Consider the following 12,610-nt stretch of genomic DNA (forward strand, 5'->3'; position numbering starts at 1 on the left):
GGGCAGGAGGTTTTGGCGGCTTGGGGGACATGATTAGTGCTCTGAAAAGGATGATCGATAGGGTTCTTCAATGTCGTCGGGAACTGAGGTCCCGGCATTGGAGCTATCGATCTTAATCAGGCTCAATGACCCAAGTGGGGTACATATTTATACGATGATCAGTACGTTTGTATTCGGGCCTGGCTGCCAGTGCGTTCGCTCTGTGGGCATTTTTTGGGTTCTTCACGCAACCTTGGGAAGAACCCATTTTTTAATGTCGCTTTAAACCCTTGGATCATCCGATCGCACGATAAAGATGGAGCCCGGGCGATCTGCTGAACTCTGACTCCCACCTTTCAGCCAGATCAGTTTGTTCACCGCTTGGGCGCCTTGAACTGCTTGCATCGCCGGTAGGCCGATTAGTTTCGGCAACCTGTCCGGGGAGAACCCCCGATGGCTGGTAGATGGAATATGGATTCTTTTACCGAGAACGCGATGCAAGGTCATGTAGAACCCAAAATCATGCCCTGTTCGCTGGAACACCAATGCTGGCCAGGCATCGGCACTGGTTGGTGCAAATACAGTGTATCCATAGCGCGTCAACAGGTTAGTCATGAATCGCTTGAGGTCTGCGCCATTTTGGGTTGTGGTGAAATATCGCCACTCCTCCAGGAGCTTGCCCGGGTCAAATTCCAGTCGCTGTAAAGGTACCTGATCCGAAAGCAGAGGAAGCTCCATACTCCGGGACGTCCCTGGTCCTGGAACCATGGGCGTTACCGGAAGCATGAGTAGCGGGTCGGTAGGGCGCCTGGGAAAATTGTCCTGTATTGAGTCGCGTCTGCCGCTGGGACCTTCATTTGAAGTGCCCGGGGCTTTGTGACAAATAGGGTGTTTTGGACTCATGGATAAACCTGCTGTTGTAAATCCGCGTCATTTCGAATGAGTGCTTGTATGGGTGAGCGTTCTCGCCGGCATGGCCGGCGAGCCAGGACGTGGGTGTCAACCTTCCCTGATAATGAAAACCGACTGCCATCCCGCTGTGGTCGTCTGGGTGCCACCCAGCAGCCAGGCCACTCTGTTCTGATCGTATGCAGTGCGAAGTGCATCTTGTGCAGGATCACCGATTCGGGTACTCAGGTGTGGATCAGAGAGCTCATTGCCCGGCGGAGCGGTGTCCCTGATTCCATGGCCATCGATACTGTCGAGGTTCAGGAAAAAAACGGTATCGTGGTTCTTACGGGTAAAAACCAGCGCTGGACCCTGGTGTTCATTCGTCAAAGGAAAAACGTCATAACCATTGCGTTCCAACACACCTTTTACCAATCGCTTGAGGTTGTCATTGGAAGAGTTGGCTCTAAAGTTATTCCACTCAGGCAGGAACTCACGGGGGGTAAAGTCCAGCCTGCGCAATGTTCCAGCCGCATCGGAAGGGGGGGTCGCCAGCCAGCCAGTGCGGGTCGTTCTGTGGATGACGGGCAGCATCAGCAGGGGGTCGGTCAATTCCCTTCGTGGGATAGGGGTGATGCCTGCGTCAGCCCAGTTGCGAAAAGTCTGTTTCAAGGCCATAAGGCCCTGACTGTTGATAACGTCCGAATCATTGGCTCGATTGAAAAGAGTTTTTGCAACCTTATTCAATGACTCATCCGAGAAGTCCCTGAAGGTTTCGGCTACGTAACCGGTCAAGCTCCTTTCGAATGGAACGCGGTTTTCCAGCACTTCCCACTGGCCGTTCTTTTTAACTGCCCATTTGGGTTGCAGCGATAGATCATCCCGCAGCATCTGTTCGAAGGCTTCATAGCGTGAAGGCGAAAACCGGGGGTGTTCCAGAAAAGCAATTCCAGTTTGCTCCGGCGATCCATGGGGCACGATTCGATAGTGAAGCCCGTTGATCTCCAGGGACTCCACTGAGTGGGGTTTTGTCGAGTGTCCCCAGTTTCGCAATAAAGCTGAAGACAGATCCACGGGAGAGGTGGGCTGCTTGAGCAGGTCCACGAGAAGTGGATGCGCTTCGGCCAGACTTCCGTCCTCTTCATCCAGGCGTGGCCGCTTGTGTGTGCTCGGACCGGCTTTTTCGTCCGCAGTGCTTCCTGGTTGAGGGTTGCGACTAGGGTCATCTGCAACGTCTGTGTTTTTCCTGCGCCAGTAGGCGGTTCCGGCGATTCTTTCGAGAATAGGTCCTGACGCGTTCAGTTCGCTTGCCGAAGACGCCTGGTATTCGTCATCCTCTCGGCGTCGGACAAGGGTTACACCTTCATTTTCGATTTCTGCATACATCGAGTTGCGCTGGCCATAACGTATTCCGTTGGCACGGGGCGCAGATAATCTCGGTACCAGAAGAGGGGGCAGAAAGTTGATGTCGGATGTCGCGCCAACGGCGCCGATTACGGGCGGTCCTTGCGTGGATATGTCCACCACCTCGATCCGTGGTTGTTGCAGGGTATTGTTGGATTCGCTTTCAGGGCGCCGGCTTCCCGATGAACTGGTGGCAGAGTTGGGGATGTTGATATCGGGTAAGTTGAACCGGTGTATTGTGGCGTCTTCGCCAGAGGTGTTTCTTGCCGGGAGATCCGTTTCCGGTGTGTTGGGTGTTTTAATTTTCTTTGGGGGCTTCATGCCATTATTGCTCCAGTGGTTTGTTCGTGGTGTGGCTGATTTAATTTGATCCGGTCGAGTGGAGGTAGATTTCATCGAAAACAAGATCGACTTTATATCGGGTGTTGAATCCGGTGATTATGTATATTTCCTCAATCGGTGTGTCGTCATCGTTGTATTCCGGGAGCTGGATGATGGTGTGTCCGATCAGTAACCTGTTTTTTAATATCTTTTTAATGTTTGGTTCCAGGAGGCTCGTATATAAGTACCAGGTCGATGCGTTGGATGTTTTTGTGAGTGCGCCCGGTGTAGATATTATAAGTTGGGTGTCTGATTCGAATTTTACATGATAGGCCGAGCCTTTTCCTTGGAGCACAGTTGCTGTGTTTTGCAAGGAGGCAGGAAGCTCGACTACCTGGGGATGAGACTCGAGTACGATGGCTTTGCTTTCTTCGGGGGGGAGGAAGAGGTAGCTTCCTGTGCGCTTTTTCAACATGCCCCAACCGTCTATTCGTACAATGCCCGGTGTATCTCCGTAAGCATGATGTATGTGAGGAGGGGTTATTCGATAAGACACACCGTCGCGCATTGTCATGATTAATGCGTGATTCAATTTGATCTTTCTGGTCATTATGTTCGAACGGAGGTTGTTCGAATAGGTGAAGTGTCCGTCCGTTGTAAAGTGGTCGAATTTTATTGATTTATTATTAAAGTTAAGCTGCAAGGTGATGTTGCTGACGGTCGCATTGTGATTGGCATACTGTGTGTCGGGGTGAATCGTGTAGGTGGCTTGTGCGTCGGTCATGTCCGCACTGTCATAATCGATATAAAGCGTATTAAGGGCGTCGGGGTCTTTTTTTGTGATTTTGAAGACGGTTTGCGGAGTGTCTCTATTAATGAAGTAGTTTGAGTGTTTGCTGTAAGATAAATCATGTTCAGGGCGATTGATGATCAATGGCGCCGGCCTTTTTCCTTTCGCCAGAATCAAGACTTCAATGCTGTGGTGGTCGGTACCGTCCAGTTCTTCGGGAAAGTCAGGTGTGAGTTCAAACCCGTCAAGGGTCACGAAACGTAATTTCTGTCCCTGAAGCAGGCGTTTGTCGCCCTCTGTTTTATAAATGTCCTTAATGATCAGCTTTCTTTCTGGCAATTCCCCGTCTATTCCACACAGCGAGGAAACCATCAGAGAGGTGTCTTCGATGGACCATGTCTTGATGGTTTCAAACGACCCGCCTATGTAGATGACGCTTTCTTCCCCAGCGTCCTCGTTGATGGTGACCGTGCCGCTTTTGTGGGCAACGTAATAGTGGTCTTTGCCTGCATTGCCAAAGGCTCTTCCATTAGCGCCCATCAGATAAATCGTGTCATCGCCATCGCGGCCGTAAATTCGGTCATTGCCTCTGGAAACGATCAGGTTGGCACTGTTTGTCCCATATACGACGTTACTGGCACCGGACAGCGTCTCAACGTTTTCTATACTTTTCACCATCGTGTGGACCTGGGAAGAAGTCCCGTCGTCGTGTTCCATGCGTACCACGCCGCTTTCCAGATCAATAATGAAACCGTGGTAGACAGTGGCGTCTCGGCCGTCCAGATGGCCGTTGAATACCAATGTGTCGTTGCCGTCTAAACCTTTGATAGAGCTTGCTGTCTGGAGGTGCGGCGCCTTCAGTGCCTGCACACCTCCCTCGAACAGGAATTGATCGTCCTTCTCACCTCCAGTCAGCTGTTTGATGCCCGTGTCATAGCTGAAATTATTGGGTTTTTTTTGAGCACCAATGACATCGTCGTTTCCGCCTCCCAGCAGCCACAGCGTTGCTTTCGTTGCACCCTCTGTCCCTTTCACGACCCCGGAATGCCCCTCGGGAACTCCGTCACGAGCGTCGATGAGGTCGTTTCCGCCCTCAATCTCCGGAACCTTGATCTCTTTTGAGGGCGTTGATTCGCGTCCTTGGGCATCCCACTCGAACCAAAACAATCGATGGGCTTTCAGTGAAACCTCTACCTTGCCATTCACGATGGTTTCGACGGTGTCCTTCAATTGTCCGTCGAGCCACTTTCGTGCTCGCTTGGTGAGCATTTTCGATTGCTGATCTTTCGTTACGGCAATGGTGTACCGGTCCTGAATGTGCTGCGGTGGGCTCATGAAAATAGCTGCACGAAGCCCGGTAATGAAGCGCTCATCGACACTCAATTCAATGTAATCGTCGATATCGTCCACCAGGCGAACGGCGCTATAGATTTGCGATCCGATGATCAGAATGGCTGCCGCGGCAATTCCCACCGGGCCAGCACTGGCAAAGCCAGCCAGCGCCGCCGAGCCAATAATCAAGGTCAACGCGGCGCTGGTCAGACTCAAGCCGGCGGCGACGTAATGATCCAGGGCCTGCTTGCCCGTGGTCTGGGAGGCGTCGTTTAACGCCTTGACCGCAAAGTAAAAGTCGAAAGGCAAGCTCAGCGCGCCTGCGATCAACCCTGCTCCGCGCGACAGGCGCAGGCCAAACTGGGTCCTGGCAAAACCCTTGTAGATGTGACCGCTGCTTTCGATCATCTCCTGGGCGGTTTTCACCAGGCCTCGTTCGATGATCAGCGAACCGACTTCCGTCACTACCGCGCCGCCACTGATGGTCGCTTCGGTACGATCACCTCTTTTGATGGCATCGCTGATGCCCATCAAACCGCTGTAGATGCCGAACGCCTGAAGCCCGACCCCCATGGCGTTCACGGCTTTGCTTTTTTGCTTGTTGACCCAGCCGGGGACATTTTCGGGTAATGGGGTATCGCTAATGTCCAGTTTCTGAGCGGCTTTCAGGAGCCTGTCGATCTTCCGTGCATGGCTGTCTTGCGCCTCATCGAGCAGCGGCGCAGCGCCTATCGAACGATGTGTGGCTATTTCGAACAGCAATGTCGGGATCCTGTAGTCGCCGACATTACCGCTCGCCCGGATTCGACTTTCGACATCAATCGGGTTCAGTCGCAAGCCATCGATAAACGCCTGGGGTGTGCGGCGAAAGTTGGTGTTGTCGATATCCAGAGGCTCGCTGAGAACCGTCGCATTCATCAGATGCAGCTCTATGCGGCTGACCGTAAATTGGCCAATAGTGAGCGGCCCGTAGTGCTGATCCAGGGCCCGTAGCACCCGTTCGCGCTTGTTGGCGGATCGAGGGCGCTGCTCCTCTAGAGTCGACTTACCGTTGCTGTGGATAAAGTCGACGATCTCCTGATCGGCCGCAGCCAAAGAAAGCGGTTCAATATCCGTGATTTTGATTGCGTCGTAGTCTGTTGCGTCGGAAAGGGCGAAATCTTGTGCCATACATACTTCCTTGTCGGGCTGTTATGAACAAACGTTGATCCGAACTGTAGGGAAGTGCGTTGTTGAGAAAGCGATAACTATGTAGGGCGTGTGTTTCTGCCGATGACATTCCACTAGGCGAGGACGCAGGGGAACCGGACTACGTCGAAGCCCATCCGCGGCATTCTGTTTGCCGGGATGGGCGGGAAGGGGAGCCGCTACAGGCTTGAGGTTTCAGTGCCCACTCAACAGAGAGGCGGTGCCTGCGCCACCGAATAAACCTGCGCTGATCCGGTTGAACCAGCTCTGGCCTTTACCGGAGCGCAAATACCTGGCTGCGCCGTGGGCGCCCAGCCCATAGGCCAATTTGCACAGCAGATCCAGCACGGTCCAGGTGGCGATCATCACCAGCAGTTGCGGCAGAAACGGCTGCTCGGCGCTCAGGAACTGCGGCAGGAACGCGGCGAAGAACAGAATGTCTTTCGGGTTGCTGGCACCCAGCATGAACGCGCGGCCGAACAGTGCGCGAAAGCGCGGCACCGGCGCCGCCTGAGGCACTTCGGCGCCTTGGGAAGGCTGACGCGATTGCTGCCAGCTCTGCCAGGCCAGGTAGAACAGGTACAGCGCACCGACGATTTTCAACGCGCTGAACAGCTGTTCCGAGGCCAACAACAATGCCCCCAATCCTAGTGCGGAAGCACTCAACAGACAGATCGAAGCAAACACGCCCCCCAGAAACGCAGGGTAGGAGCGGCGTAAACCGTAGTTCAGACTGTTGCTGATCATCAACAACGACAGTGGCCCCGGGATCAGGATCACCACCAGCGCAGCGCCGCTGAACAGCAGCCAGGTTTCCAGACTCATCACTTTCCTCCATTTGCACAAAAGCCTCACCCGACGGGGTGAGGCTGTTCACTGATGTGAATGTGGCTTTTTGTAGGAGCGAGCAGGCTCGCGATGGTCGTTAACGATTACGCGCGGCTTCTGGGGCAACGCGGCGTTCTTGAGCCCATCGCGAGCAAGCTCGCTCCTACAATCAGCAGTTCCGCTTACAGGAAGATGAACTTGGCGATGAAGATCGCGCAGAGCACCCACAGGCTGACGGAAATTTCCTTGTACTTGCCGGTCCCGGCCTTCAGCGCCACGTAGGTGATGAAGCCCAGCGCGATACCGTCGGCGACCGAGAAGGTCAGCGGCATCATGATCGCGGTGACGATCGCCGGAATGCTGTCGGTCGCTTCGTCCCATTCGATGTGCGCCATGCCGCCCATCATCAGCATGGCTACATAAATCAGCGCGCCGGCGGTGGCATACGCGGGAATCATGCCAGCGAGCGGTGCGAAAAACATGGCTGCAATAAATAGCACACCGACGGTCACGGCGGTAAGACCAGTCCGACCTCCAGCGGCAACACCCGCGGCACTTTCAACGTAGCTTGTTACTGGCGGGACACCGACCACCGCCCCGAAAACGCTGGAGGCGCTATCGGCTTTCATGGCGCGGGAAAGGTTTTCGATCCGGCCGTCAGCGCCCACCAGGTTGGCCCGCTGGGCGACGCCCATCAAGGTGCCGGCGGTGTCGAACATGTGCACGAAGAGGAAGGCCAGTACCACGCTGATCATGCTGACGTTGAACACGCCGGCAACGTTCATGGCCATCCAGGTCGGTGCCAGGCTCGGCGGTGCCGACATGATGCCCTCGTAATGCACCAGGCCCAGGCCCCAACCGGCCAGCGTCACGGTGATGATGCTGATGAGGATCGCGCCGAAAACCTTGTGGTAGCTGAGCACGGCGATCATCAGGAAGCAGATGGCGGCCAGCAGCGGGCCAGGTTCGCGCAACGAGCCAAGCTTGATCAGGGTGGCCGGGCTATCGACGACGATACCGGCGGTTTTCAAGCCGATCAACCCGAGAAACAAACCGACCCCCGCGCCCATCGCAAAGCGCAGGCTCACTGGAATGCTGTTGAGCAGCCATTCGCGGATCCGGGAAAAGGTCAGGATCATGAACAACACGCCGGACACAAACACCGCACCGAGCGCGGTTTCCCAGTTGTAGCCCATGGTGCCGACCACGGTGTAAGTGAAAAACGCGTTGAGCCCCATGCCAGGCGCCAGGCCGACCGGCCAGTTGGCGTAGAGGCCCATCAACAGGCAGCCCAGTGCGGCGGCGATGCAAGTGGCGACGAACGCGGCGCCGTGATCGATCCCGGCGTCAGCCATGATATTGGGGTTGACGAAGATGATGTAAGCCATGGTGATGAAGGTTGTCAGACCGGCAATCAGCTCGGTCTTCACCGTGGTGCCATGCAAGCTGAGTTTGAAGATGCGCTCCAGCCAGCCAGTGCGTAACGGCGGCGAGAGTTCCAGCGTCGGGGCTTCGGATTTGCGGCTTTCCACAGCGAGTACTCCTCAAGAGTTTTATTGTTATTTCCAGGGCCGGACCCATGAGGGTGGCAGCGGCCCTTTGAGGCAATCGCGAATTTGTTGACCGTTTGGTCAGGAACTCGCACGCAGTGGATTATGCTTTTGTATACAAATAATGCAAATAATGTTTTTGATTTTGTAGACGAAAAGTTTGGCAATAGGGATATATCGCCTGTTAAGACGCCTTCGTCGGCCAATACATATCTAACAGGCAAGACATTCAGTCTGCAGACACCTGGCTTTTCCCCAATGCCAGATTCACCGCCAACCACCCATTCACCGCCGTCTCCCCAGCCTCGGCAAACACCCGCTCCAGCAATTTCACCTGCTCACGCCGCAACGACTGTTCAAACCGTGCACCGTCATCGGTCAATTCCAGCAACCGCTTACGCTTGTCGGTCTGCGACGCAACGCTGTCCACCAGATGCATTTCCACCAACTGGCGCAACGGAATATTCAACGCCTGCTTGCTCACCCCCAGCAACGCCAGCAATTCCTTGACGCTCAGGTTCGGGTAACGGGCAATGAAAAACACGATGCGTTGATGCACCCGGCTCAAGCCGCGACGCTCGAGCATTTCGTCGGCCTTGGCGGTGAACGCCTGGTAGCCGAAGAAAAACGCTTCCATGGCCTGCTGTTGGGAGGCGGGATTTTTAAGGTCAAGCATGTTGACGTATCCGTTCGGGTTGTCGTAATTTCGGTCAACCAGTTTGACTCATTTTCCTCAGGCCTCGCTACCGGTGACCCCCTATGGCTTTTTCCGAACGTGTCTCGCGCCTTAAAAGTTCTCTGATCCGTGAAATCCTTGCCGCCGCCCAACGGCCGGAAGTGATGTCGTTCGCGGGTGGCTTGCCGGCCGAAGCCATGCTGCCGACAGTCGAATGGGACGAGATGCCGCTGTCCATCGGCCAATACGGCATGAGCGAAGGCGAGCCGGCGCTGCGTGAAGCGCTGGCGGCCGAGGCGCGAGCATTGGGCGTGCCGTGCAAGGCGAGCCAGGTGTTGGTGGTCAGCGGTTCCCAGCAAACCCTCGATCTGGCGGCGAAACTCTACATCGACAAAGGCACCGAGATCCTGCTCGAAGCGCCGACTTACCTGGCCGCGTTGCAGATCTTTCAACTGTTCGGTGCCGACTGCATCACCGTGCCGCTGGAGGCCGATGGTCCGAATCTGGTCGAGCTGCGTGCGCGACTGGAAAGGCACAAACCCGCGTTCATCTACCTGATCCCGACCTTCCAGAACCCCTCGGCGGTGCGCTACAGCGAGGCCAAGCGTGACGCGGTCGCCGCGTTGCTGGATGAGTTCGGCGTCACCCTGATCGAAGACGAGCCCTACCGCGAACTGACGTTTGATGGCGGCAGTGCCACGCCAATCGTCAGCCGCTTGAAAAAAACCAGCTGGATCTACACCGGCACCGTGTCGAAAACCCTGTTGCCGGGGTTGCGGGTGGGTTACCTGATCGCCAGTCCGGACCTGTTTCCGCACTTGCTCAAGCTCAAGCAATCGGCAGACCTGCACACCAATCGCGTCGGCCAGTGGCAAGCGCTGCAATGGATCGGCACAGAGAAATTTCAGCATCACCTGAGTGAATTGCGGGGCTTTTACCGGGGGCGGCGGGACGCGTTTCAGTCGGCGCTGGAAACCCATTTCTCTGATCTGGCCGATTGGAACGTGCCGCAAGGCGGGTTGTTTTTCTGGCTGACATTGAAGCAACCGCTGGATACGCGAACGTTGCTCAAGGCGGCGCTGGCGGCGGATGTGGCGTTCATGCCGGGTGAACCGTTTTTTCCTGAGCCGGACAATCATCATGGGCATCTGCGGCTGAACTTCAGCCATATCGACCCGGCACGGCTGGATGAAGGGCTTAAGCGGTTGGCGGGGGTTGTGCGTCAGGCGCGGGCAGCAAAAGCAGCCTGAGGGTAGGGTAGAAACGAATAAACCGGCTCAAGGGCCGGTTTATTTTTGTCTGGGTTTTGTGGTGTTTTTGCCGGCCTCTTCGCGAGCAAGCCCGCTCCCACAGGGGAGTACGGTCAAATGTGGGAGCGGGCTTGCTCGCGAAGAGGCCAGTCAAATCACCGCAAAACCATCAGGCCGCAGCAAATCGCTTATCCAGATAATCAATAATCACCTTGGACTCATACATCCAGGTGGTCTGGCCATTCTCTTCAATACGCAGGCACGGCACCTTGATCTTGCCACCCTGTTCCAGCAGCGCCTGACGATCCTGCTCGTTGTTCTTCGCATCACGCAACGCCACCGGCACATTCAAGCGGCGCAAGGTGCGGCGGGTTTTCACGCAGAACGGGCAGGCGTGGAACTGATACAGCGTCAGGCCTTTGGCTGCCGTTTCGACCTGAGCCTGAGCAGCGGCGGGGCGCTGCTTCTTGCCGGGGCGGGTGATGAAGTCGATGAAGATGATCAGTTGGCCGAGGCCGACACGAAGCGCTTTAACGAACACGGTACAAGCCTCACGGGGCGAAAGAAGGCGCGCAGCTTACCTGATTTTTCACAGACGAAAAAAAACCGGCGATGAATGCCGGTTTTCTTCGTGGTACGAATTACTTGATCAGGCTGAGGAATTCGCTGCGAGTGGCCGCGTTTTCGCGGAACTCACCGAGCATCACCGAGGTGATCATCGTCGAATTCTGCTTCTCCACACCGCGCATCATCATGCACATGTGCTTGGCCTCGATCACCACCGCAACGCCCAGGGCGCCGGTGACTTGCTGGACCGCATCGGCGATCTGGCGGCTGAGGTTTTCCTGGATCTGCAGGCGGCGGGCGTACATATCGACGATCCGCGCGACTTTCGACAGGCCCAGCACTTTGCCACTCGGGATGTAAGCGACGTGGGCCTTGCCGATGAACGGCAGCAGGTGGTGTTCGCACAACGAGTACAGCTCGATGTCTTTCACCAGCACCATTTCGCTGTTGTCGGAGCTGAACAAGGCACCGTTGGTGACTTCTTCCAGTGTCTGTTCATAACCGCGGCAGAGGTACTGCATGGCTTTGGCGGCACGCTTGGGCGTGTCGAGCAGGCCCTCGCGGGAGACGTCCTCGCCCAGTTGGCCGAGAATCGCGGTGTAATTCTGTTCCAGTGTCACAGAGCTGTATTCCGTATGGGTTCTAGAGGGGTACGGTTTCTGTCTGTACCAATTTTGTACCAATCAGGCTTTGCTCCAGCTTCCCGACTTCGCTCCAGTCTTCACTGGAATTGATCCACCGGGCATAAGTCGTCAGCAGCATTTGCACGCTGTGGCCGAGCTGATTCGCAATGAACCCGAGGTTCATGCCTGCCATTAGGCACATGGTAGCGTAAGTGTGCCGGCAGTTGTATTGCCGTCTGGCTCTGATCTTCAGTGCCACCAGTGCCGCCTTGAAGTGTTTGTCGGTCACGCTGGCCTGCTGGATGAACTCAAAGTTCTTGGTCGGCGGGAACACGTATGGCGATTGCTTGTGCTGGCGCCGGCTCTGTTTCGCCCTCAACGCGGCCACGCTCCTGGTCACCACAATCGCATTCAATGCCCTGCTGTTCAGCATGACTCGCCGTGTCTCGCGGGTTTTTGTGCGCTCCTCGATCTTGTAGTCAGCCACGATTCTGCACACGTTGGCGACACGACCCTCTGTATCCACCTCATCCCAGCGCAACGCCGCTATCTCACCTGGCCGCATGCCGGTATAAAACGCGAACTCAAAGTAGGCCGCGTATAACCGATGCCACCGAACTCTTTGTCGCAGCGCTTGAGGACGCCCGTCAGTACCTCAACGAGTTCTTTGCGCTCATCGATCAGCTTGCTCACCTCATTAGCGGAGCTGGTCAGCGTCTTCCATCCATTCCTCAGCCATGATTTCGAAGTGCTCGGCCGGCTCCCATGGAGAAGGGATAACGTTCGTTACCCAGTCTGACCAGTGCTCAACGCTTTCGCCGCGCGCGATGCGCTCAGCCTTCATCCTGTCGCCCATGGCCCGCAGTTCCTGGGCTCGGCGCTCGGCGTCTTCCTTGTTGAGGCAGGGGTATTCCTCGCCAGGTCCAACACTGTGAATCGCCCAGAGTTCGACCTTTGGTTCAGCCAGAGCTTGGCGAAACGCACAGACTTCTTCGCAGAGGGCCGGTCCGGCGTGTGCAATATCCGGATGGCTTTCCATCCATGCCAGCGCTCGCTCGACCATCTGGCGATCAATCGTCAGCATTTCTATTGCTGGTGCTGACGGCCGTGTCAGGGCTTCAATGATTCGTTCTATTCCGGACATGAGTGAGCCTCGCCCGCCGTTCACCGGCAGGCTAGTTGGGGTAAGGTGGTTGAGAGTTTGTAAATTAGGT

General features: G+C 55.8%; 11 protein-coding genes. 1 reads left to right on the top strand and 10 read right to left on the bottom strand.

The window, feature by feature from the left end:
- Positions 1-261: 261 nt before the first annotated feature.
- From ACYZTL_RS25530 to ACYZTL_RS25555, 6 genes are all read right to left on the bottom strand, one after another.
- Positions 262-717: a hypothetical protein gene (locus ACYZTL_RS25530; protein WP_461954062.1), complete on the bottom strand. Its 456-nt coding sequence runs from the start codon at positions 715-717 to the stop codon at positions 262-264.
- A 261-nt stretch (positions 718-978) separates the two neighbouring features.
- Complete coding sequence (locus ACYZTL_RS25535; protein ID WP_461954063.1) at positions 979-2,592, bottom strand: hypothetical protein; 1,614 nt, start codon at positions 2,590-2,592, stop codon at positions 979-981.
- Positions 2,593-2,632: 40 nt separating this feature from the next.
- Positions 2,633-5,884 (bottom strand): calcium-binding protein, encoded by a 3,252-nt coding sequence (locus ACYZTL_RS25540; protein ID WP_461954064.1) that lies wholly within the window; start codon positions 5,882-5,884, stop codon positions 2,633-2,635.
- Between the two features lie 213 nt (positions 5,885-6,097).
- Entirely contained in the window at positions 6,098-6,727 is a 630-nt protein-coding gene (locus tag ACYZTL_RS25545; RefSeq protein ID WP_461954065.1) for a LysE family translocator, read from the bottom strand.
- A gap of 185 nt (positions 6,728-6,912) precedes the next feature.
- Positions 6,913-8,262 (bottom strand): NCS2 family permease, encoded by a 1,350-nt coding sequence (locus ACYZTL_RS25550; protein ID WP_461954066.1) that lies wholly within the window; start codon positions 8,260-8,262, stop codon positions 6,913-6,915.
- A 247-nt stretch (positions 8,263-8,509) separates the two neighbouring features.
- Positions 8,510-8,956, bottom strand: a complete 447-nt coding sequence (locus tag ACYZTL_RS25555; protein ID WP_461954067.1) for a MarR family winged helix-turn-helix transcriptional regulator — start codon at positions 8,954-8,956, stop codon at positions 8,510-8,512.
- Positions 8,957-9,039: 83 nt separating this feature from the next.
- On the opposite strand from ACYZTL_RS25555, the gene ACYZTL_RS25560 reads away from it, so the two are divergent.
- Complete coding sequence (locus ACYZTL_RS25560) at positions 9,040-10,206, top strand: aminotransferase-like domain-containing protein (protein WP_461954068.1); 1,167 nt, start codon at positions 9,040-9,042, stop codon at positions 10,204-10,206.
- A gap of 169 nt (positions 10,207-10,375) precedes the next feature.
- On the opposite strand, the gene ACYZTL_RS25565 is transcribed toward ACYZTL_RS25560, so the two are convergent.
- The 4 genes from ACYZTL_RS25565 to ACYZTL_RS25580 all read right to left on the bottom strand — a co-directional run bounded on the left by ACYZTL_RS25565 (position 10,376) and on the right by ACYZTL_RS25580 (position 12,540).
- Positions 10,376-10,747 (bottom strand): glutathione S-transferase N-terminal domain-containing protein, encoded by a 372-nt coding sequence (locus ACYZTL_RS25565; RefSeq protein ID WP_438660711.1) that lies wholly within the window; start codon positions 10,745-10,747, stop codon positions 10,376-10,378.
- 100 nt (positions 10,748-10,847) lie between these two features.
- A complete protein-coding gene (gene folE / locus ACYZTL_RS25570) occupies positions 10,848-11,393 on the bottom strand; it encodes a GTP cyclohydrolase I FolE (protein ID WP_032832746.1) in 546 nt (181 codons plus the stop codon).
- Between the two features lie 22 nt (positions 11,394-11,415).
- Positions 11,416-12,027 carry a site-specific integrase gene (locus tag ACYZTL_RS25575; RefSeq protein WP_461954373.1) on the bottom strand — a complete coding sequence of 204 codons (612 nt, stop codon included), beginning with the start codon at positions 12,025-12,027 and terminating at the stop codon, positions 11,416-11,418.
- 66 nt (positions 12,028-12,093) lie between these two features.
- Positions 12,094-12,540: a hypothetical protein gene (locus ACYZTL_RS25580; protein WP_461954069.1), complete on the bottom strand. Its 447-nt coding sequence runs from the start codon at positions 12,538-12,540 to the stop codon at positions 12,094-12,096.
- Positions 12,541-12,610 lie beyond the last annotated feature (70 nt).

Source organism: Pseudomonas sp. LB3P81 (assembly GCF_054897965.1).

Excerpts from the sequence above, each read along its gene's own strand:
- ACYZTL_RS25535 (WP_461954063.1), bottom strand. The coding sequence starts at position 2,592 with ATGAAGCCCCCAAAGAAAATTAAAACACCCAACACACCGGAAACGGAT.
- ACYZTL_RS25545 (WP_461954065.1), bottom strand. The coding sequence starts at position 6,727 with ATGAGTCTGGAAACCTGGCTGCTGTTCAGCGGCGCTGCGCTGGTGGTG.
- ACYZTL_RS25555 (WP_461954067.1), bottom strand. The coding sequence starts at position 8,956 with ATGCTTGACCTTAAAAATCCCGCCTCCCAACAGCAGGCCATGGAAGCG.
- ACYZTL_RS25530 (WP_461954062.1), bottom strand. The coding sequence starts at position 717 with ATGGAGCTTCCTCTGCTTTCGGATCAGGTACCTTTACAGCGACTGGAA.
- ACYZTL_RS25560 (WP_461954068.1), top strand. The coding sequence starts at position 9,040 with ATGGCTTTTTCCGAACGTGTCTCGCGCCTTAAAAGTTCTCTGATCCGT.
- ACYZTL_RS25540 (WP_461954064.1), bottom strand. The coding sequence starts at position 5,884 with ATGGCACAAGATTTCGCCCTTTCCGACGCAACAGACTACGACGCAATC.
- ACYZTL_RS25580 (WP_461954069.1), bottom strand. The coding sequence starts at position 12,540 with ATGTCCGGAATAGAACGAATCATTGAAGCCCTGACACGGCCGTCAGCA.